The following is a 20,960-nucleotide window of genomic DNA, read 5'->3' as shown; positions in this document are numbered from 1 at the left end:
CGCGATTACAGAGTTCGGTCGCCGAGTGCGACGTCCCGGCACGCCGCCAGCAGCGGCTCCAACCGCTCCATGGCGTTGGTGCGCACGGCGAGCACCGTGGGCAGCGCGAGCACGCCCGGCGTGCAGACCGGCAGGAAGGCCACCCGGCTGCTGTGCAGCAGGCGAGCGTGCGGCGCGTACAGGACGGTCCAGCCGGCGGCGCCCGCGCCGAGCGCGGCGAGGGTCTCCTGGATCGACACCTGCTCGGGACCGAAGACCGGTTCGAATCCCGCCTTGCCGCAGGCGGTCAGCACGAGATCGTCGAGCAGTGCGTTGTTCTGCCGGTTGGTCAGGTAAAGCGGCAGCTCGGCGAGCTGGGCGAGATCGACACACCGTTCGGCGGCCGAGGGATGATCGGCGGGCAGGGCGACGACCAGTTCGTCGTACCACACCGGGATCTGCTGCACGCCCTCCGGCGCCGTCACCTCACCGCGCAGAAAGGCCGCGTCCCATTCGTATTCGGACACTTTACGCAGCCGCTGCCCCAGGGCCGCCGACGTCAATTCCACCTTCACCCCTGGCGCGTGCTGTTTGAGCGCGACGAGCAGCCGCTCCAGCCGCTCGCCCATACCCCGGCTCGTTCCGATGCGCAGCACGGTGGGCGGAGTGAGGAAATCGGCCACGCTGGTCCGCGCGCGCCGCTCGGCCGCGAGCACCTTCTTCGCGGCAGGCAGGAACGCCGCCCCGGCCTCGGTGAGCCGGACGCTACGAGGCGAGCGTTCCAGCAGCACGACACCGAGCTCGCGTTCGAGCCGGCCGAGCTGCTGGCTGACCGACGATTGCACAATCATCAGTCGTTCCGCCGCCCGGCCGAAATGTAGCTCCTCGGCCACCGCGACGAAATACCTCAGTTGACGAAGTTCCATGACCTCAACGTGGTTCGGGGACAAGACTGGGTCAGGCTACCGCCCGTGCTGCGCGGCCAACCGATGCGGCTTCTTCCCGCGCGCCGCGGGCCTTGAAAATGGTGTCGGAGGTGCCCGCATGGGTATTGGAAATGTCAGGTTCGCGCGCCGGCGCACCGTCGGTGTGGTGGGCGCCGTCTTGCTGGTCGGCGGCGTGCTGTGCGCGTGCGACAGCGGCGAGCGGACCGAACCCGCTCCCCCGACGGTGCACAGCACCGCGCCCAGTACACCGTCGGGCGCGCCCGATCTCGGGGCGGCAGAGGAGATAGCGCACGATATCGAGGTGCCGTGGGGGCTGGCGTTGCTACCCGACGGCAATGCCTTGGTGGCCGAGCGGGATTCCGGGCGGATCCTGCGGATCGGGCCGGGCCACCCGCCGGAACAGGTCTATGAGGTGCCCGGCGTCGTCGCGCGCGGTGAAGGCGGCCTGCTCGGATTGGCTTTGTCACCGCGGTACGACGAAAACCGCTACATCTACGCCTATTTCACCGCCGACACCGACAATCGGATCGTACGATTCCGGCTCGATGGGCGGCCGGAAGTGGTGTTCGACGGGATCGCCAAGGCCGGCAACCACAATGGTGGGCGGATCGCGTTCGGGCCGGACGGCATGCTGTACGTCGGGACCGGCGACGCGGGACAGACCGCGCGATCGCAGGACCCGGCGAGCCCCAATGGGAAAATTCTGCGGCTGACGCCGGAAGGCAAACCCGCCGAGGACAATCCGACTCCCGGCTCGCCGGTTTACAGCCTGGGGCATCGCAATGTTCAGGGACTGGCCTGGGATCGCGACGGCCGGTTCTTCGCGGCGGAGTTCGGGCAGAACCGGTTCGATGAGATCAATCGGATCGAGCCGGGGCGCAACTATGGTTGGCCCGCGGTGGAAGGGATGGGCGGCACGGATCGTGGATATGTCGAACCGTTGACGACATGGACCACCGCGGAGGCGTCACCCTCCGGCATCGCGATCGCCGGAGACACACTCTTTGTCGCAGCGTTGCGCGGTGCCCGGCTATGGACCGTGCCGTTGCGCGACGGCGCGGTCGGACCGGCCCGGGATGTGTTGCGCGGCAAGTACGGTCGGCTACGCACCGTCATGGTCGCGCCCGACGGAGCGCTCTGGCTCACCACCTCCAACACCGATGGGCGCGGCGACCCAGGCCCGAATGACGATCGGGTCCTTCGCTTCCCGGCCCGGTGAGCAGCCGCCCGTGCGCGAACCCCCACGTGTTCGGGTATTAGGTCTCGGTGGGGACAAATCGCGATCTCGCCGTCGGCGCCCTGCTCTCCGGTTTCGGTTTCTCTCTGGTCATCGCGGTCTTCAACGTGGTGGCTCGAGTTCGGGCCGACCGCTCCTCGACCGCCCCAAGGGTTCGAAAAAATTTTCGCGGACAGCGATGAGTTCTGTGACGGTGCCCCGTCCTACCTGGTGAACGCGCTTCCAACCCAGCGCGACCGACCAGAAGGACCAGAAATGACCACCGCGAACTCCGCCGCCAACTTCTCCGACAACGCCACCTACCGTCCGGGTCAGGTCCGTGACCGCGTGCTCTTGACCCTGCAGGTCCTGCTCGGCTTGTTCTTCATCATCGCCTCCGGCGGGCCGAAGCTCGTTATTCCGACCAAACTGATGGAGAACGCCCCCGAGAATCTGACCATCCCGCTGGGGCTGCTCATCTTCATCGGCGTGGTGGAGGTCGCGGGTGGTATCGGTCTGATGGTGCCGCGGCTCAGCGCCCTGGCCGCGGCGGGCCTGTCCGTGCTCACCGTGCTGGCCGCCGCGACGCAGGCTTTCATCGCCGACAAGCCTGCGATGGCGATCTTCCCGCTGGTGCTCGCCGCGATCTTCGCCTGGATCGCCTACGAGCGCCGCGCCACGATCACCGATCTGCGCAACTCGCTCTCGCGTTGACACATCAATAAAGCACGACCGGCGATCGGTGGCCTGCCCACCGATCGCCGGTCGTGCGTTCCCGGTTCGGTCGCCGTCGGGTTGGCGGCGACCGCTTCAGTCGAACATCGGGACGCGGACCGCGCGGCCGAGCCGCCAGACCGCGTAGGTCAATGGCACGCCGGGGCGGTAGGCCAGGTGGGTGACCGAGGGGGCGTCGAGCACCTGGAGGTCGGCTCGGGCGCCGACCCGGATGACGCCGACATCGTCGCGGCGCAGTGCCCGCGCGCCGCCCGCGGTGGCGGCGTGCACGGCCTCGGCGATCGAGAGTCCCATCTGCAGGACGGCGGTGGCGACGCAGAAGGCCATCGAGGTGGTGTAGGAGCTGCCGGGGTTGGCGTTGGTGGCCAGCGCGACGGTGGCGCCCGCGTCGAGCAGGGCACGGGCCGGGGCGAGACGCTGCCTGGTGGACAGGTCGCAGGCGGGTAGCACGGTGGCGACGGTGTCGGAGGCGGCGAGGGCCTCGATGTCCTCGTCGGTCAGGTAGGTGCAGTGGTCGACGCTCGCCGCGCCGTGGCGCACCGCCAATTGAACGCCGGGGCCCTCCCCCAACTGGTTGCCGTGCACGCGCAGGCCGAGGCCGCGGGCGTGCGCGGCGCGCAACACCCGATCGGACTGGTCCTGATCGAAAGCGCCTGTCTCGCAGAAGACATCGGCCCAGCGCACGTTGGGGGCGACGGCATCGAGCATCTCCCCGCACACCAGGTCGAGGTAGGCGTCGGCAGCCATTTCGGACGGGACGAGGTGCGCGCCGAGGAAGGTGACCTCGTCGGCTGCGGCCGCGGCGAGCCGGGCCGAGCGGAGCTCGTCGGCGACACTGAGGCCGTAGCCGGTTTTCGTCTCCAGACAGGTGGTGCCCTGCCTGCGCGCCTCGGCGATGTGGCGCGCCAGGTTGACCGACAGTTCGTCGTCCGAGGCGGCCCTGGTGGCGGCGACGGTGGTGGCGATGCCGCCCGCGCGATACGGCCGCCCCGCCATCCTGGCTTCGAATTCGGCGGTGCGGTCACCGGCGAAGACGAGATGGGTGTGGCTGTCGACCCAGCCGGGCAAAGCGGCCCGGCCGTCGACGTCGATCCGATCGTCGGCGGCGGGTGCGGCGGCGGCCTGGCCGATCCAGGCGAACCGGTCGCCGTCGAGCACCACCGCGGCGTCGCGCAGCGGGCCGTCCTCGGTGTTGGTGGTGAGTTCGCCGATACCGGTGATCAGGGTCGACACAGTGCCTCGATTTCCTCGCGCAACACGGTTTCCGGATGTTCTATTCGCAGGTGCCGGTGCTCGGACACGACGGGACGGCCCGCGACGAGCACCGACCGGACGTCGCTCGCGGTCGCGGCGAACAGCGCGGCGGCGGGCGCGGTGCCCGCCGTACGAACGGAGTCGAGATCGATGGTGACCAGGTCGGCGGCGGCGTCGGGGGCGATCCGGCCGACCTCGGGCCAGCCGATGGACGCGTGGTCGGTCGCGGCGCGGTAGAGCTCGGCCGGGGTGAAACGACCACGGGCCCGACTGGCCAGGCGCTCGTCGAGTTCGAGGGCGCGCCACTCCTCGAAGGCGTCGATCACCGCGTGGCTGTCGGTGCCGAGGCACAGGCCTACGCCGGCGTCCGAGAGGGTGCGGGCGGGGCCGATGCCGTCGCCGAGGTCGCGTTCGGTGGTGGGGCAGAAACAGGCGCGGCTGCCGCTGTCGGCGAGCAGGGCGATGTCGGCGTTCGTCAGGTGCGTGGCGTGCACCGCGACCGTTTGCGGGCCGAGCAAGCCTGCCTGCGCCAACAGCTCTGTCGGTGTACAGCCATGTGCGGCAAGGCAATCGGCATTCTCAGCAGGCTGCTCGGACAGGTGGACGTGCACCGGTCGGCCCTCAGCCGCATCGGCGATTACCGGCAACGCCGCCGCGGGTACCGCACGCACCGAGTGCGCGGCGACACCGGTCCGGACCAGCTCCGGCTTCGGCACGAACGCGGCGGCACGTTCGGCCCACGCGTCTGCCGTGCCGTCACTGAATCGAAGTTGGTGCTCCCCTAGTTCCGCCCCGAATCCCCCGGCCAGATAGCACGTATCGAGCAGAGTGAGGCGGATACCGGCGTCCTCTGCAGCCGCCGCGAGTGCCCCGCTCATCGCGTTCGGATCCGAGTACCGCGCGCCGCCCGGCGCGTGATGCAGGTAGTGGAACTCGCCGACACTGGTGTATCCCGCCAGCACCATCTCGGCGTACACCGCGCGCGCCAGCCGATAGTAGGAGTCTGGATCTAGTTGGGCGGCAACGGCATACATGCGTTCCCGCCAGGTCCAGAACGTGCCTTGATCGTGCTGCGTGCGTCCGCGCAGCGCACGGTGGAAGGCGTGCGAGTGCGCGTTGGCGAAGCCGGGGATGGTCAGTCCGGGCAGCACCGTGCCCGTCCGTTCGGCGTCGCGGGTCACCGACCGGATCACCGCCCCGTGCACCTCGATCGCCACCGCCGCGGCCGGTCCGTCCGGCAGCCACGCGTGTTCGGCCCAGTAGACGGTCATCCGGCGAGTTCCTCCAGCACCCGCGCGAGACTCTCTGCGCCGCTGTCGATGTCGGCAGGCTCGGCGTACTCCTCGGGGGCGTGGCTGATGCCGGTCGGGTTGCGCACGTACAGCATGCCGGAGGGGACGTGCGCGGCGAGGATGCCTGCGTCGTGGCCGGCACCGGTCGGTAGCGCGGGCACTCCGCCGAGCACCTTGTCCATGCGGCTACGGAGGGTTTCGTCGAAAACGACGTCGTCCGAGTAGGACTCCTCGGTGACGGTGAGCTCGCATCCCTCCGCCTCGGCGGCCGCCCGCGCCGCCGCGGTGATGTCCTCGACCAGAGCCGCGGTACGGCCCTCCCCCGAAACACGGGCGTCCAGCCACAGATCGACGGTGGACGCGATGACATTCGTGCCGCCGGGAGTGGGCACCAGCCTGCCCACCGTGGCACGGGCGTCGGTCATCGCGGCGGCGGCCCGGCGCGCGGCCGCCACGACCGTCGCGGCGGGCAGCATCGGATCGTGCCGATCGGCGAGCCGGGTGGCGCCCGCGTGATTTCCCTGCCCGGAGAAGGAGAACCGGTAGCGCCCGTGCGCGATGATGCTGCTGCCGGTGGCGACCGGGCTGTCCAACTCGATCAGTCCGCAGCCCTGCTCCACGTGCAGTTCCACGAAACAGCCGATCTGGGCCAGTGATTCGGGATCGGCTCCGAAGCGCTTCGGATCATGGCCTGCCTTCACCGCCGCCTCGGCGAGCGTTACACCGTCGGTATCGCGCAGGTTTCGCGCCCGATCGGGGTCGATGGCACCGGTGAGCAACCGGGAACCGAGGCACGGCACGCCGAACCGGCCGCCCTCCTCCTCCGCGAACACCAACAGCGCCAGCGGCTTGGCCGGGGTAAAACCCTTGCCCTGCAGTATCTCCACCGCCGCGAGCGCGCTGGCCACCCCGAGCGGACCGTCGTAGGCGCCACCACCAGGCACCGAGTCGAGATGGCTGCCCGTGACGACCGCGGCGCTGCCTGGATTTCCCCACCAAGCCCAGATATTGCCGTTGCGGTCGGTATGCACGTCCAGGCCACTGTCGAGAGCCTGGTCGATGAACCAGTCGCGCAGTTCGAAGTCGGCGTAGTCGTAGACGTGCCGGGAGTAGCCGCCGCGCCTGGCGTCGCGTCCGACGCCGGCGATCTCGCCCATCAGCTGGTTCACGCCCACCGCGTTGCTCCTGTCGTACCGTGCTCGTCGGTGTGGTTCACGGCGCCTCGTGCATGGGTATGCGGACACCGCGCTCGGCGGCCACCGTGGTCGCGCGCTCGTACCCGGCGTCGACGTGCCGGATCACGCCGGTGCCAGGGTCGTTGGTGAGCACGCGCTCGATCTTCTGCGCCGCCAGCGCGGTGCCGTCGGCCACGCAGACCTGCCCGGCGTGGATGGAGCGGCCCATGCCGACGCCGCCGCCGTGATGGATGGACACCCACGTCGCCCCGGACGCGGTGTTGAGCAGCGCGTTCAGCAGCGGCCAGTCCGCGATGGCGTCGGAACCGTCGGCCATCGACTCGGTCTCGCGGTACGGGGAGGCGACGCTGCCGGAGTCGAGATGATCGCGGCCGATCACCACCGGCGCCGAAAGCTCACCGCTGGCGACCATTTCGTTGAAACGCAAGCCGGCCAGGTGTCGTTCGCCGTAGCCGAGCCAGCAGATGCGAGCGGGCAACCCTTGGAAGGCAACACGTTCGCTCGCCATTCTGATCCAGCGGCGCAGCGACTCGTTCTCCGGGAACAGCTCGACGATGGCGCGGTCGGTGGCGGCGATGTCCTTCGGGTCGCCGGAGAGCGCGGCCCAGCGGAACGGGCCCTTGCCCTCGCAGAACAGCGGCCGGATGTAGGCGGGGACGAAGCCGGGGAAATCGAAGGCCCGCGCGCAGCCGCCGAGGGCGGCCTCGCCGCGCAGCGAGTTGCCGTAGTCGAAGACCTCGGCGCCCTTGTCCAGGAAACCGAGCATGGCGTCGACGTGCTCGGCCATCGATTCGCGGGCCCGCTCGGTGAACTCGTCGGGCTTCTTCGTCGCGTAGTCGGTCCAGTCCTCCACCGCGATGCCGCGCGGGAGGTAGGCCAGCGGGTCATGCGCGGAAGTCTGATCGGTGACGATCTCGGGATCGAGGCCGCGCGCGAGCAGCTGCGGCAACACCTCGGCCGCGTTGCCGATCAGGCCGACCGACAATGCTTTTCGCTGCCTGCGCGCGCTCGTCACCCGCATCACCGCGTCATCGAGGTCGGTCGCGATCTCGTCCAGGTAGCGTTCCTGCACCCGCCGTTGCGCCCGGGCCGGGTCGCACTCGACGACCAGCGCGACGCCGTCGTTCATGGTGACCGCCAGCGGTTGCGCGCCGCCCATGCCGCCGAGGCCCGCGGTCAGCGTGAGGGTGCCTGCGAGGGTGCCACCGAAGCGTTTGTCCGCCACCGCCGCGAAGGTCTCGTAGGTGCCTTGCAGGATGCCCTGGGTACCGATGTAGATCCACGAGCCCGCGGTCATCTGTCCGTACATGGTCAGCCCGAGCGCGTCGAGCCTGCGGAACTCCGGCCAATTCGCCCAGTCACCAACGAGATTCGAGTTCGCGATCAGCACCCGCGGCGCCCACTCGTGCGTGCGGAACACGCCGACCGGCTTGCCCGACTGCACCAGCAGCGTCTCGTCGGCCTCCAGTGTGGTCAGGCTCTGCGTGATCGCGTCGAAGCTGGCCCAGTTCCTGGCCGCCTTCCCGGTGCCGCCGTACACCACCAGATCCTCAGGGCGCTCGGCCACTTCGGGATCGAGATTGTTGTGCAGCATCCGCATCGCCGCCTCGGTCTGCCAGCTCTTGGCAGTGAGCTGCGCGCCGCGCGCCGCCCGGACTATCCGACTCATAGAACCAACCTCCGATGAAATTCCGCCGCGTGCGGGGCAGCGCCGCGGCACATGTCTGACAAGTCAGGACCCGTTCGACGACGCCAGGTGCGGGGCGACCGCGCGGGTGAGTTCGCCGGAGCGGATCAGCGCCTCGGCCGCGGCGATCTCGGGAGCGAGGTGACGGTCGGGGCCGGGGCCGTCGACCGCGGTGCGCAGCAGCGCGCGGGCGGCGGCGGTGGCAGGGGCCGGGCGCAGCGGCGCACGGAAGTCCAATGCCCTTGCGGCCGTGAGGTATTCGACAGCAAGCACCGTGGTCAGACCGTCCACCGCGGTGCGCAGTTTGCGGGCGGCGGACCAGCCCATCGACACGTGGTCCTCCTGCATCGCGCTGCTCGGGATCGAGTCCACCGACGCGGGCACCGCCAGGCGCTTGAGCTCGCTCACCACGGCGGCCTGGGTGTACTGGGCGATCATGTGCCCGGAGTCGACACCGGGATCGGCGGCGAGGAAGGCCGGAAGCCCGTGTGAGCGTGCGACATCGAGCATTCGGTCGGTCCGGCGCTCGGCCATGCTGGCGACGTCGGCCACCGGGATGGCGAGGAAGTCGAGCACGTAGGCGACGGGCGCGCCGTGGAAGTTGCCGTTGGACTCCAGCCGGCCGTCCGCCAGCACCACGGGATTGTCCACAGCGGCGGCCAATTCGCGACCGGCGACCAGTTCGGCGTGCGCGACGGTGTCGCGGGCCGCGCCGTGCACCTGCGGCGCGCAACGCAGCGAGTAGGCGTCCTGCACCCGATTGCAGTCCGGCCCGCGGTGACTGGCCACGATCTCCGAACCGGCCAGGGCGGCGGTGATCCGCGCCGCGGAGCGGGCCTGGCCCGGGTGCGGGCGCAGCGCCTGCAGGTCGGCGGCGAACACCCGGTCGGTGCCGAGCAGCGCCTCCACACTCATGGCCGCGGTGAGGTCGGCGATGTCGAGCAGCATGTGCAGGTCGGCGAGCGCGAGGGTCAGCATGCCGAGCATGCCGTCGGTGCCGTTGGTCAGCGCCAGCCCCTCCTTCTCGGCCAGCACCACGGGCTTGATGCCGTTGGCGCGCAAGGCCGTTGCCGCGTCGGTCACGTTGCCCGCGGCATCGATGACATCGCCTTCGCCCATCAGCGCCAGCGCCACGGCGGCCAGCGGCGCGAGGTCGCCGGAGCAGCCGAGCGAGCCGTACTCGTGCACCACCGGGGTGATGTCGGCGTTGATCAGCGCGGCGAGCGTGGCCGCGGTCTCCGGCCGGATGCCGGTGTGGCCGGTGGCCAGCGTGCGCAACCGCAGCACCATCAGCGCGCGAACCACCTCGCGCTCGACCGGCCGGCCCGCCCCCGCCGCGTGCGAGCGGATCAGCGAACGCTGCAAGGCGGTGCGGCTCTCCTCGGGGATGTGGCGGGTCGCCAGCGCGCCGAAGCCGGTGGACACGCCGTAGGTCGGCACGGTGCCCGCGGCGAGCGCGTCGACGTGCGCCCGCGCCGCGGCCAGCCGGTCCTCGGTGGCCGCACTCAGGTGGACCTTCGCGCCGAGCCGCGCGACGGCGACGACCTGCTCCCCGGTCAACGGTCCGTCGAGGGCGACGGTCGGTAGCTGTGCAGTTTCGGGCATGGGCACCATTCCACCGTCGCGGCGGGCAGTGGAGAATGAGGGTCGGTCCGAATCTGTCTGATATCCAAGACTCGCCGAGGAGATGGCATGGGAACGAGCAGCGACGTCCCGGCGTTGCGCCGCGGCTTGGCGGTGTTGCAACTACTCGCGGGCCGGGCCGGGCCCATCTCGGCCTCGACGATCGCGCGCGAACTCGGGCTGCCCCGGTCCACCACCTATCACCTGCTCGGCGAGCTGGAAGCGGCCCGTTTCGTCACCCGGCTGCCCAGCGAGCGCCGCTACGGGCTCGGCATCGCCGCGTTCGAACTCGGCTCCGCGTACCTGCGCCACGATCCGCTGGAGCGGCTGGCCGGGCCGCTGCTGCGCGAACTGGTCGAGGAGGTCGGCCACAACGCGCACCTCGGGGTGCTGCACGGCAACGAACTGCTCTATCTCATCAAGGAGCGCCCCTCACGGCCGGAAACGCTGGTCACCAATGTGGGAGTGCGGCTGCCCGCGCACCTGACGGCCTGCGGTCGGGCGATCCTCGCCTACCTGCCTGCCGCGCAGATCCGTGCGCTGTTCCCGTCTGCGTCGTCGTTCGTCCGCCGGACCGAGCGCGGGCCGAATTCGCTGGCGTCGCTGCGCAGCATCCTGGCCACCGAGCGCAAGCGCGGGTGGGCGTGCGAAGACGGTCATGTGACACCGGGTTTCGCCTCGGTCGCGTATCCGGTCTTCGATCACAACCAGCGCCCGATCGCGGCGATCAGTGTCACGCTGCGCCACCACTGCGAGGCCACGCCGTGTCCGGCGGACTGGGCGCCGCTGGCGGGCCGGGTGCGGGTCACCGCGGACAGTCTCACTCAGCGCATCGGCGGCCGGTCCACCTAAGGCTTGCGACCGACGCCGCCCCAGGCGGCGGAGGGCGGTTCCGCGTTCGCGGTCTCCGGGTCGTCGGGGCGCCAATGGTTGACCGGCACGATGCCGGGCGGCACGAGTTCGAGGTTCTTGAAGACTTCGCGGACCTGGTCGACGCTGCGCACGTAGTACGGAACGGCACCGGTTTTGGAGTAGTAGTCCGAAAGGCGCACCAGCCGGGGATCTTCGTTGGTGCCCTCATACATCGCGAAATAGCTTCCGGACGGAATGGCTTCCTGTAGCGCGCCGGTGATCCGGATAACGTCATCCCAGGTGCGCGCGTGGCCGAGAACACCCATGAACATCACGGCAATCGGTTTGTTGAAGTTCAAAATGTTGCGCGCCTCGATGACCACCTGATCGGTGTTGTGGAAATCCGCCTCGATCAGCGCGGTGACGCCTTCGTCGGTGGTATTGATCAACAACGCGCGAGCGTGGGTGAGGACGAGCGGGTCGTTGTCGACGTAGACGATCTTGGATTCCGGTGCGACACCCTGCGCGACCTCGTGCGTGTTCTGCATGGTGGGCAATCCGGTGCCGATGTCGAGGAACTGGCGGATGCCGCACTCGGCGGCGAGATAACGCACCATGCGTATCAAGTACCGCCGCGATTGCCGCGCCATGGTGCCGATTTCGGGAAACACCGATTCCCCCGATTCACCGGCTATCCGATCGACTTCGTAATAGTCCTGACCACCGAGCCAGTAATTCCAGATTCGTGCGGAATGCGGTACATCGGTGCGGATCAGCCGATCGCTTTCGCGGACCATGATGCGGCTCCTCGAGAGGTGGTACGTCCGGCTGACTGTACAAGCGTCCAAGGGCCCGCGTCGGCGAATTACGACATAAACACCGAAGTGTCAGATCGGACACGAGTCGCGCGTTCCACGGAACCCGCGGCGGGCACTTCTCGCCAGCCCGGTGGGCTCCGACACTCTACATCTTGCAACGTTCCAGCCCGTGACCGGGAACACAGGGATATCGGTTGTGCACAATATAGTTGCGGGCTAGATTATTGGACATGACCGATCATCTGACCCTCGATGAGCAGATCTGCTTCCCGCTCTACGCGGCGTCCCGGGCGATGACCGCGGTCTACCGGCCGAAGCTGGAGCGGCTCGGGCTGACCTATCCGCAGTACTTGGTGATGCTCGCCCTGTGGGAACGGGACGGGCGTAGCGTCGGCGAGGTGTGCCAGGCGCTCGCGTTGGACTCCGGCACGCTGTCTCCCCTGCTCAAGCGGCTGGAGGCGGCGGGCCTGGTGCAGCGAACGCGCTCGGCCGCCGATGAACGTCGCGTCGATATCCAGCTCACCGAACGCGGGCGCGAACTGCGGGCCCAGGCCCGCGACATACCGGCCGAGATGGCTGCGGCCTGCGGCCTTTCCATGGACGAGTTCCTGGCGCTACGCGAAACCCTGCGCAGGCTCACCGCCGCGCTGGCGGCTTCGGGGAACGAAGTGCCTGCGTCACCGAACGAAGGAGAATAGACATGCAGATCCTCTACACCGCGGAAGCACTGGCGACCGGCGACGGCCGCAACGGACACTCCCGCACCACCGACGGCCAGGTCGACGTCGACCTGGCCGCGCCCAAAGAGATGGGCGGCAGCGGCCAGGGCACCAATCCGGAGCAGCTGTTCGCGGCGGGTTACGCGGCCTGCTTCCACTCGGCGCTGCGGTTGGTCGGCAAGCAGGCCAAGGCGAACATCGACGACTCCGCCGTCGGCGCGAAGGTCGGCATCGGGCCGAACGACGCGGGCGGGTTCGCACTCGCGGTAACCCTCGAGGTGTCGCTGCCCCATCTGTCCCGCGAGGAGGCCCAAGCCCTCGCCGACAAGGCGCACCAGGTGTGCCCGTACTCCAACGCCACCCGCGGCAACATCGACGTCGACGTCGTCGTCGCCGAAGACTGAACGAAGGAGCAGAGCATGCGTGCGGTAGTCATCGAGAGTTTCGGCGAGCCCAAAGACGTACTGACCACGGCGGAGCGGCCGCTACCGGAACCGGGCGAGGGCGAGGTACGGCTGGAGCTGGTCCTCGCGCCCATCCACAATCACGACCTCGCGATCGTGCGCGGCGTGTACGGTTACAAGCCGCCGCTGCCCGCCATCCCGGGCACCGAAGGCGTCGGCCGGGTCGACGCGCTCGGCGCGGGCGTGACCGGATTGACTGTCGGCCAACGGGTTACCGTGTCCGGCGCGCAGAATGTCTGGGCCGACTACTTCGTCGTCAAGGCCGCCCAGGTGGTGCCGGTGCCGGATGCGGTATCCGACGAGACCGCCGCCCAGTTGCTGGCCATGCCGCTCAGCGCGCTGATGCTGCTGGAAGATCTCGAGGTGGCCGCGGGCGATTGGATCGCGATCAACGCCGCGAACGGCGCGGTCGGTCGGCTCGTGAATGTGCTTGCGCGGCAACGCGGTATCAACGTACTCAATCTCGTGCGCGGGCCGAAGTCGGTCGAGGCCTTACGCTCGGCGGGCTTCGAGCCGGTCTTCGACACCGAGGCCGAAGGCTGGCGGGACGCGGCCGTCGCCGCAACCTCCGGCGCGCCGATCGTGCGCGCGGTCGACCAGGTCGGCGGGCGCGCGGCCAGCGATGCCACGGCCCTGCTCGCGCCGAAGGGGCAGCTGATCTCGTTCGGCGCGCTGTCCGGTCAGCCGTTGACGCTCAGTCCGAGCGAACTCATCTTCAAGCAGATTGTGGTCAAGGGTTTCTGGGGTTCCAAGCGGATCGAGGAGACCTCGGCCGAGGACCGTAAGCGGTTGATCGGCGAACTCGTGTCCGCGGCGGCGCAGGGCGTGCTCCGGCTCGACGTCGAAGCCACCTACGCGCTGGATTCGGCGGCCGACGCCGCCGTGGCCACCGAGAGCCCGGGGCGTAGCGCGAAAATCGCGCTGGCACCGAAGGTCTGACGCTACGGGCGTGGTTCGAGGACGGCCATGGCGGCATTGTGACCCGGAATGCCACTGACGCCGCCGCCTCGGACCGTGCCCGCGCCGCACAGGTACACGTTGCGCAGGCCGGTCGAGACGCCCCACCGCGCGGCGGGTTCGGTCGCGTCGTCGTCGGTGCGGTAAGGGAAAGCCAAGTCGCGGTGGAAGATATGACCGCCGGGTAGGCCGACCTCCTGTTCGAGGTCGAGCGGGGTCTTCGCCTCTAGACACGGTGCGCCGTGAGAGTCCACGGCCAGACACTCGCCTATCGGTTCGGCGAGCACCGAATCCAGCTGAGCGATGGTCGCTTTCACCAGCTCGGCCTTCACACCGGGCGGATCCTTGGCGAAAAGCTTTGCGGGAGTGTGCAATCCGAACAGGGTGAGGGTGTGGGCGCCCTGCGCAGCCAGCTCCGGGGACAGGATCGACGGGTCGGTCAGTGTGTGACAGTAGATCTCCGACGGGGGCGCGGACGGAATCCGGCCGATCGCGGCCTCGCCGTAGGCCCGGTCCAGCTGCGCATAGGACTCGCCGATGTGGAAGGTCCCGGCGAACGCCTCCCTCGGGTCCACCGAACTGTCCCGCAGCCGGGGCAGCCTCGTCAGCAGCATGTTGATTTTCAGTTGCGCGCCTTCGGGTTTCGGCTCCGCCGGTGCGCCGAGCAGCCGGGCGAGTTCGTGTGGCGCGGCGTTCACCAGCACGTGTCCCGCGCCGACCACGCCGTCCGGATAGCTGACCTCGGCGGTGGCGCCGTCGGTGTCGACTCCGGTGACCGGGCAGTCGGTGACGATTTCCGCGCCCGCGGCGCGCGCCGCGTCGGCGAGCGCATCGGTGAGTGCGCCCATGCCGCCCACCGGCACATCCCAGTCCCCCGTGCCGTTACCGATCACGTGATACAGGAAGCAGCGATTCTGTTTCAGCGTCGGGTCGTGCGCCTGGGTGAACGTGCCGATCAACGCGTCGGTGAGCACGACGCCGCGGACTGTGTCATCGACGAACTCCGACTCGATGAGCTCGCCGAGTGGCCGCTCGAACAACGCGGTCCAGGCGAATTCGTCGTCGACCACTCGGCGCAGCTGTGCGCGTGACGGCAGCGGTCGCGTCAACGTGGGGAACACACGCTCGGCCAGCCGCCCGGTCATCGCGTAAAACCGTTGCCAGGCAACGAAATCCTGATCCGAACCGGTGAGCCGCACGAAACTGTCGCGAGTGCGCTGCCCCGAGCCGGTATCCACCAACAGGCCGCCCTGCCCGACCGGCGTGTACGACGAGATTCGCCGACGCCGTGTTGCGAACGTGAGCCCCAGCTCATCGATGATCTGGCGCGGCAACAAACTCACCAGGTACGAATACCGGGACAACCGGGCGTCCACCCCGTCGAACACCGTGGCCGACACCGCGGCACCCCCGGTATGCCCTTGCCGCTCCAGCACCAGCACCGACCGGCCGGCTCGCGCCAGATACGCGGCGGCGACCAACCCGTTGTGGCCGCCGCCCACCACCACCACGTCATAGGACGACCGAATCGGCTTCATCCGTCCTCGATAGCACGAATACGGGCGATCGACACCCGCAACACCCGGAAAACCCGCGCTGCGGCAGGTCAGCGGTCCAGGACGAGCACGTCCGACCTCGCACGCGAGACGCACAGCATCATGGGTGTCGCCGCGGTCCTGCTCCGCAGCGGTGTGTAGCGGGTTGAATTGGGCGATATCGCCTGCGAGAACGGCTGTTTCGCAGAAGTCTTCGCGGCAGGGAGTCACGATGCCGATGCGGGCTCGCTCTGGTACCTCGGCGATGGATTGGTTGGCATTGATCCGGAATGTTCGACCGCCGTCGGCCAATCGGACCTCGAACGGCCAGTTCGGCGCGAACTCCATCGGGCGCGGCACAAACCGCTCCAAGTGCACCACTATCCCGCGTGGAGCTCCCTCCGCCTCCACCGCGGCGAGTAAAGGTTCGGGCCTGCAGCAATAAACGGTGGGTCGCTGTGTTCAGCCCGGATATCGATGATGGGCGGAAGGGCGTGCCTTCCTGCGGCAGCAAGCGCACGGCCGGACAGGTGTTCGCGATCTCATCGGCGCTGTTCATCAATGCCTGGACCAAACCCTTCTGGCCCGCGGCGGCGCTGAGGCAGTTCAACAGCGTGCTCCAGCTCGGGTTGCGCAGCTTCATGGGCACCGAGGGCGATCAGCGGGGACCGATAAAGGCGCTGGCGAGCCTGGCCTGTCTGCCCATGCTGGTGCTGTACCTGTTATTGCAGCGCCACATCGTGAACGCGTTCGTCCGGTCGGGGCTTAAGTAGTTTCAGCTGGTCGGTAACGAATCGATCGGCACACTGAGATTCCGGTCACTCGGCGGTGCGGAGACCGCGATCACAGGACATCCTGATCTTGTTGGACTGTCACGCAGGTGCGTCGACCGGTGCCGAGCAGGGCGAATCGTCGACGCACGATGGTGACTATTGCGGGGGATCGAGAACGGTGCGCGGCAGAGTCGAAGGAGCGAATGGAACGTGCGTCCGAAGAGAGCATTGACGTGGGTTTCGCTGGCGGCGGCCGCGGTGCTGGTCGCCGCGAGTTGCGGGTCGTCCTCGGATACCGCCGCCGAAGCGCCGCAAAAGCCGGGCACGCTGCTCGCGCAGCGGCCGCTGACCAACGGTGGTCCCAAGATCTCGGCGGCCGCGGAGTCGGCGACCTATTTCCGGTACGTCTCGACCTCTCCGGACAACTCGCCGATCGAGGTGTCGGGGGCGGTGTACTTGCCGAAGGGCACTGCACCAGAGGGCGGCTGGCCACTGGTCGCTTACGGGCACGGCACCTCGGGGGTCGCCACGGGCTGCGCGCCGACCAGTGATCCAGGGCTGTTCGGCAACGACGTCACGGTCGCCAATCTGCTCGACGCCCACAAGGCCGTGGTGATGACCAACTACCAGGGTCTCGACGGCCCCGGCTCGGCGCCGTATCTGCACGCGCAGTCCTCCGGATACGACGTACTCGATTCGATTCGGGCGGCACAGCAGCTGGGCCTGCCGGTGTCCAAGGAGGTCGTGCTCGTCGGGTTGTCCCAGGGCGGGCGGGCCACCGAGTCGGCGGCGGAGACGGCGAAGACTTACGCGCCCGAGCTGAAGATCCTCGGCAACGTGCTGCTGTCTCCCGCGCTGCGCAGTGAACTGGCGCTGGCCGCGCAGTCGCAGACGCTGACCATCGGCCAGTACCTGCTGCTGCCCTACCTGGTGGCGGCTGTCCGTTACGACAACCCGGACTACTCGTACGACAAGGTCCTGCACGGACCGCTGCTCTCGGCGGCACCGCGGCTCGAAGGACTCTGCACCGGCCAATCCACGCTGAAGGACTTCGCCGTCGGTCAGGCGGCGACGCCCGCGGCCGCGCAGTTCGTCGACGACGCGGCTCGGCAGGCGCTCGCCGACTACGAAGCCGCCGGGAACCTGCCCAAGGTCGCCACCGACATCCCGACCTTCATCTCGCGCGGCGACAAAGACGACCTGGTCAACACCGCGTGGGGCGACCAGGCCGTCGCCGACATGTGCCGGCTCGGCATCAACCTGGTCGACCACGTGCTGCCGGGCGGGCACGAGGCTTGGCGGGCCCGGGGCGATCTGATGACCGCGTGGATCAATGACCGTTTCGCGGGTGCGCCCGTCCCGGCCACGACCTGCCGCACATGACCGGCCGGTTGAAAGCCGGTGCGGCGCTGCTGATCCTGACCGTCACCTATTACGTGGCCCAGCTCGTCGTCGGTGGCCGATGGCAGGAACCGCACTCCTACAGCTGGGCCGAGAACATGATCAGCGACCTCGGCGTGCCCGAATGCTTCGGTGACATGGCGCAATACGGGGCCACGACACCCCGCTACATCTGTTCACCGTGGCACGCGCTGATGTCGGCCGAGTTCGTGCTGCTCGGCGTGCTGGTGCTCGGGGCAGCCCTGTTGCTGCTGCCCTTGCTGCCGAAAACCCCAGCCGGGCGGGCAATCCCCTACCTGGCCGCGATCAACTGCGTCGGCATCGTGCTGGTCGGAACTTTTCCCGGTAGCGCGGGCGAAGTGCCGGGCGGCAACCAATTGCGCGCGGTGCTCCACCCGGCGGGCGCCTATTTGGAGCTGCTGTCCGGGCTGGTGATCATGCTTTTGGTGGCCCGCCTCTACCGAACCCATCGCGCTTACACCGCAGCCACTCTCGCGCTGATCGCCGTCACCGTTTTCGGCATGGTCGCCAGCCTCGCCCCGGACCACCTCGGCCTCGGCGCGGGCACCGCCGAACGCCTCGCCATCGACCCCTTCGTCGTCTGGCGAATCCTCACCGGCGTCGTCCTGATCGTCGCGCTGCCTCGTATTCACGTGCCCGGCACGGCGGTACGGCCTGCGGGTGCTGCGGCTTGACGGTGCAGCACTCCGCCCCCTGCCGCAACGCCCTCGCCGGGCTGTGACCGATCCGTGAACCCGGCCGATCAGCGCAGCGTGGTGGTGAGCGCGGCCGAGTCGCGCTTGCCGGCCTGGCGCGCCGCGATCCGATCGCGCCGCTCCTCGAACTTGAGCATGTCCCGCTCGTACTTCGCTAGGTAGTCCGCCAGTTTTTCGCGCATCTGCTCGCCCGCGGCGGTGAAGTCATTGCGCTCGAAGATCTTCCAGATGCGCAGCACCGGCATCACCACGTCCTCGAGGTGCTGGCGCATGTCGTAGATGGCGTGCTTGGCCATCAACGCGCCGTAGCGGCGGAAGTTCGGGTTCTCCGCGCCCGGCATCTGGAAGTTCATCAGCGTCAACGCGATTGCCTCGATCGCCTGATCGGGCGCCAGGTCCAGGGCCGCGCCGCACATGTTGCGGTAGAAGATCATGTGCAGGTTCTCGTCGGCGGCGATGCGCTGCAGCATCTTGTCCGCGATCGGGTCGTTGCACACCCGGCCGGTGTTGCGGTGGCTCAGGCGGGTGGCGAGCTCCTGGAAGGTCACGTAGGCCACGCCGAGCAGGAACCCGGCATCGGGCACCTCGCTGGGATCGATGGTGCCGTACTTGGCGACGGCCAGCGGATCGAAGCCGGTGGTCATCGCGATCATGCGCGCGTTCTCCAGCTCGACCGGGTCGACACCGCGAGTGACCACCAGGTAGTCGCGCATCACGATGCCGTGCCGGTTCTCCTCGGCGGTCCAGCGACCCACCCAGGTGCCCCACGCGCCGTCCTGCGAGAAGTTCTCCGCGATCACCCGGTGGTAGGAGGGCAGGTTGTCCTCGGTGAGCAGGTTGGTGATCATCGCCGCCTTGGCGACCTCGGACAACTGCGACTGGCTCGGATCCCAGTCGACACCGCCCATCGCCGCGAAGTTACGACCCTCGTCCCACGGCACGTAGTCGTGCGGGTGCCAGGCCTTCGCCATCGACAGATGCCGATGGACGTTCTCCTCGGCGACGGGCTCGAGCTCAGTGAGCAGCTCGAGCTGGGTCAGATTTCTGCCCATTTGCGTTACCCCTCAGACGTTTTGGCTCACCTGGCGCTGACTCGAGCACGACCGCCAGCGCGACAACCTCCGCGAGCCTACGGATCCGTAGGTGGCAATTCAACTGGCCATCCTCGTGCCCCCAGAACTGGTGGCAGTCCTGACCAGGGCGGTGTCATCGGTGGCGGTGCGGATCTGAACTTCGATCTGCCGGACGGAGTCGAGGTAGCTCGACGTAGAGACTGCCGTCGCCGAAAACGGCGGTGTCATCGGCGCGGGTCGGCTGCTATGCGGTCGGATCGGATCTCACGGAGTGGGCAGGGAACTCGGGCACGACCGTCGACCGTCTCGGCTGGCCCGACTCTCCGCGTGTCAACCGCCACTGCGACCCGGTCAGGCCGCGCCGCGGCGCTCTGCGACATCCGAGAAACCTTGCAGACCAGGGATAACACCGCACACGGCGGGGTGCGGGCACGGGCGTTTCTTGCGCGGTTGCGGCTCTGTCGGCCGGGTCGCCTCGGTACGCTCACAGGCGACGTGTGAACGGTGTCACGTCGTGAGGAGTGCCGCTATGCCCGAAACTCGCGCGCGGTTCGGCGTGCTCGGCGCGGTGGAGTTGACGATCGACGGGGTCGAGCAGCCCCTCGGCGGTCCGAAACAACGGGCGGTACTGGCATATCTGGTGTGCAACGCGAATCGACCGGTGTCGGTGGAGGCACTGGCGCAGGCGGTGTGGGAGGACAATCCACCGCCGGACATTCGGGTGAGCCTGCACACGATCGTATCGAATCTGCGGAAACCGTTGCGCGACAATGGACTCGACGCGCGGGCGATACTCGCGCAGGTGGGTGCGGGCTACCGGGTCGCGGTGGCCGACGGCGCGAGTGATGTGCAGCGGTTCCGGGTGCGCAAAGAGGCGGGCGTGCGGGCACTGAGCGCAGGACGCTATCGGACTGCCAGCGAGTTGCTGTCCAGCGCGCTCGGTCAGTGGCGCGGGCCGGTGCTCGCCGATCTGCGCGGGCTCGGTTTCGCCGACTCCTATGCCGCGGTGCTCGACAACGATCGGCTCAGCGCCATCGAAGCACGGGCCGAGGCCGATATCGCAGAAGGCCGGGCCGAAGCCGTTGTGTCCGAGCTCGCGCTGCTTGCGGCGGAGTATCCACTGCGCGAACCGCTGTGGGAGCAGCTGATCACCGCGTTGTATGTGGACGGCCGTCAGTCCGACGCGCTCGACGCGGCCCGTAGGCTGCGGGCCACCCTCGCCGACGAGCTCGGCATCGACCCGAGCCCGCCCATTCGGGAGCTGGAGGCGCGGATCCTCCGGCAGGAGCCGCTGGAGATTCGCGCGAAGGCCGCCGTCGCGTCGTTGCGGGCGACGACGATCGTCGACCAGAGCTCCGGCGGGCCGACGGCACTGTTGCGCGAACGCTCCGGTGACACCTACGCGATCATGGGCACGATCACCCGGATCGGGCGACTGCCGGACAACGACATCGTGCTCGAACACGGCAAGGTGAGCAGGCATCACGCGGCGATACTGCACAACGGGCTCACCTATGTGATCAAGGATCTGCTGTCCTCGAACGGAGTATTCGTAGACGGCATGCGCATTATGGACAGTGTCGCGCTCGCCGACGGCGCGGTGATCCGGATCGGGGACTACGCGCTGACCTTCACGCTGGTGCCGCCGGATCCGCCGGGCTGAGGTCCGCCGTTGGTGCGTCGTTAGTGGGCCGTTGGTAGGTGCGGCGACAGTGGTTCTCAG

Annotated in this window: 18 protein-coding genes and 1 pseudogene; 10 read left to right on the top strand and 9 right to left on the bottom strand. The window is 68.6% G+C overall.

The window, feature by feature from the left end; translation table 11 throughout:
- Positions 1-5: 5 nt before the first annotated feature.
- Positions 6-905 carry a LysR family transcriptional regulator gene (locus ACIHA7_RS36250; protein ID WP_397296033.1) on the bottom strand — a complete coding sequence of 300 codons (900 nt, stop codon included), beginning with the start codon at positions 903-905 and terminating at the stop codon, positions 6-8.
- A 118-nt stretch (positions 906-1,023) separates the two neighbouring features.
- Here ACIHA7_RS36250 and ACIHA7_RS36245 point away from each other — a divergent pair, with 118 nt between their 5' ends.
- Entirely contained in the window at positions 1,024-2,145 is a 1,122-nt protein-coding gene (locus ACIHA7_RS36245; protein WP_397296032.1) for a PQQ-dependent sugar dehydrogenase, read from the top strand.
- A gap of 273 nt (positions 2,146-2,418) precedes the next feature.
- Positions 2,419-2,856, top strand: a complete 438-nt coding sequence (locus ACIHA7_RS36240) for a DoxX family protein (protein ID WP_397296031.1) — start codon at positions 2,419-2,421, stop codon at positions 2,854-2,856.
- Positions 2,857-2,952: 96 nt separating this feature from the next.
- Here ACIHA7_RS36240 and hutI read toward each other — a convergent pair whose 3' ends face one another.
- From hutI to hutH, 5 genes are all read right to left on the bottom strand, one after another.
- Positions 2,953-4,110 carry an imidazolonepropionase gene (hutI, locus tag ACIHA7_RS36235; protein ID WP_397296029.1) on the bottom strand — a complete coding sequence of 386 codons (1,158 nt, stop codon included), beginning with the start codon at positions 4,108-4,110 and terminating at the stop codon, positions 2,953-2,955.
- Positions 4,098-5,402 carry a formimidoylglutamate deiminase gene (locus ACIHA7_RS36230; protein ID WP_397296027.1) on the bottom strand — a complete coding sequence of 435 codons (1,305 nt, stop codon included), beginning with the start codon at positions 5,400-5,402 and terminating at the stop codon, positions 4,098-4,100. The genes hutI and ACIHA7_RS36230 overlap by 13 nt, the downstream gene beginning before the upstream one ends.
- Positions 5,399-6,598 carry an allantoate amidohydrolase gene (locus tag ACIHA7_RS36225; RefSeq protein WP_397296025.1) on the bottom strand — a complete coding sequence of 400 codons (1,200 nt, stop codon included), beginning with the start codon at positions 6,596-6,598 and terminating at the stop codon, positions 5,399-5,401. Before ACIHA7_RS36225 ends, ACIHA7_RS36230 begins: the two co-directional genes overlap by 4 nt.
- A 37-nt stretch (positions 6,599-6,635) precedes the next feature.
- Positions 6,636-8,288 (bottom strand): urocanate hydratase, encoded by a 1,653-nt coding sequence (gene hutU / locus ACIHA7_RS36220; protein ID WP_397296023.1) that lies wholly within the window; start codon positions 8,286-8,288, stop codon positions 6,636-6,638.
- Between the two features lie 63 nt (positions 8,289-8,351).
- Positions 8,352-9,911, bottom strand: coding sequence for a histidine ammonia-lyase (hutH, locus tag ACIHA7_RS36215; protein ID WP_397296022.1), 1,560 nt, complete (start codon positions 9,909-9,911; stop codon positions 8,352-8,354).
- Between the two features lie 87 nt (positions 9,912-9,998).
- Here hutH and ACIHA7_RS36210 point away from each other — a divergent pair, with 87 nt between their 5' ends.
- A complete protein-coding gene (locus ACIHA7_RS36210) occupies positions 9,999-10,781 on the top strand; it encodes an IclR family transcriptional regulator (RefSeq protein ID WP_397296020.1) in 783 nt (260 codons plus the stop codon).
- On the opposite strand, the gene ACIHA7_RS36205 is transcribed toward ACIHA7_RS36210, so the two are convergent.
- A complete protein-coding gene (locus ACIHA7_RS36205; protein ID WP_397296018.1) occupies positions 10,778-11,578 on the bottom strand; it encodes an SAM-dependent methyltransferase in 801 nt (266 codons plus the stop codon). The genes ACIHA7_RS36210 and ACIHA7_RS36205 overlap by 4 nt on opposite strands.
- A gap of 251 nt (positions 11,579-11,829) precedes the next feature.
- Between ACIHA7_RS36205 and ACIHA7_RS36200 the strand changes: the two genes are divergently transcribed.
- The 3 genes from ACIHA7_RS36200 to ACIHA7_RS36190 are packed head-to-tail and all read left to right on the top strand — an operon-like array spanning position 11,830 to position 13,721.
- Entirely contained in the window at positions 11,830-12,297 is a 468-nt protein-coding gene (locus ACIHA7_RS36200) for a MarR family winged helix-turn-helix transcriptional regulator (protein ID WP_397296016.1), read from the top strand.
- A 2-nt stretch (positions 12,298-12,299) separates the two neighbouring features.
- The gene (locus tag ACIHA7_RS36195; protein ID WP_397296014.1) at positions 12,300-12,722 is read left to right on the top strand and encodes an organic hydroperoxide resistance protein; all 423 of its coding nucleotides are present in this window, start codon (positions 12,300-12,302) and stop codon (positions 12,720-12,722) included.
- Between the two features lie 15 nt (positions 12,723-12,737).
- Positions 12,738-13,721 (top strand): zinc-binding dehydrogenase, encoded by a 984-nt coding sequence (locus ACIHA7_RS36190; protein ID WP_397296012.1) that lies wholly within the window; start codon positions 12,738-12,740, stop codon positions 13,719-13,721.
- A 2-nt stretch (positions 13,722-13,723) separates the two neighbouring features.
- Here ACIHA7_RS36190 and ACIHA7_RS36185 read toward each other — a convergent pair whose 3' ends face one another.
- The gene (locus ACIHA7_RS36185; RefSeq protein ID WP_397296010.1) at positions 13,724-15,277 is read right to left on the bottom strand and encodes a phytoene desaturase family protein; all 1,554 of its coding nucleotides are present in this window, start codon (positions 15,275-15,277) and stop codon (positions 13,724-13,726) included.
- A 533-nt stretch (positions 15,278-15,810) separates the two neighbouring features.
- On the opposite strand from ACIHA7_RS36185, the pseudogene ACIHA7_RS36180 reads away from it, so the two are divergent.
- The 3 genes and pseudogenes from ACIHA7_RS36180 to ACIHA7_RS36170 form a co-directional block, all read left to right on the top strand.
- Positions 15,811-16,047 (top strand): annotated as a pseudogene (locus ACIHA7_RS36180) (carbohydrate ABC transporter permease); the annotation flags it as partial.
- A 210-nt stretch (positions 16,048-16,257) separates the two neighbouring features.
- Positions 16,258-17,430 (top strand): lipase family protein, encoded by a 1,173-nt coding sequence (locus ACIHA7_RS36175; protein ID WP_397296009.1) that lies wholly within the window; start codon positions 16,258-16,260, stop codon positions 17,428-17,430.
- The gene (locus ACIHA7_RS36170) at positions 17,427-18,143 is read left to right on the top strand and encodes a DUF998 domain-containing protein (protein WP_397296007.1); all 717 of its coding nucleotides are present in this window, start codon (positions 17,427-17,429) and stop codon (positions 18,141-18,143) included. Before ACIHA7_RS36175 ends, ACIHA7_RS36170 begins: the two co-directional genes overlap by 4 nt.
- Positions 18,144-18,211: 68 nt before the next feature.
- Here ACIHA7_RS36170 and ACIHA7_RS36165 read toward each other — a convergent pair whose 3' ends face one another.
- Complete coding sequence (locus ACIHA7_RS36165) at positions 18,212-19,216, bottom strand: acyl-ACP desaturase (protein WP_397296005.1); 1,005 nt, start codon at positions 19,214-19,216, stop codon at positions 18,212-18,214.
- A gap of 550 nt (positions 19,217-19,766) precedes the next feature.
- On the opposite strand from ACIHA7_RS36165, the gene ACIHA7_RS36160 reads away from it, so the two are divergent.
- Positions 19,767-20,900, top strand: coding sequence for a BTAD domain-containing putative transcriptional regulator (locus ACIHA7_RS36160; RefSeq protein WP_397296003.1), 1,134 nt, complete (start codon positions 19,767-19,769; stop codon positions 20,898-20,900).
- Positions 20,901-20,960: the final 60 nt, after the last annotated feature.

This window comes from Nocardia sp. NPDC052316 (genome assembly GCF_044547795.1).
GTDB lineage: Bacteria > Actinomycetota > Actinomycetes > Mycobacteriales > Mycobacteriaceae > Nocardia.
This window is presented reverse-complemented; position numbering and strand designations above follow the sequence as displayed.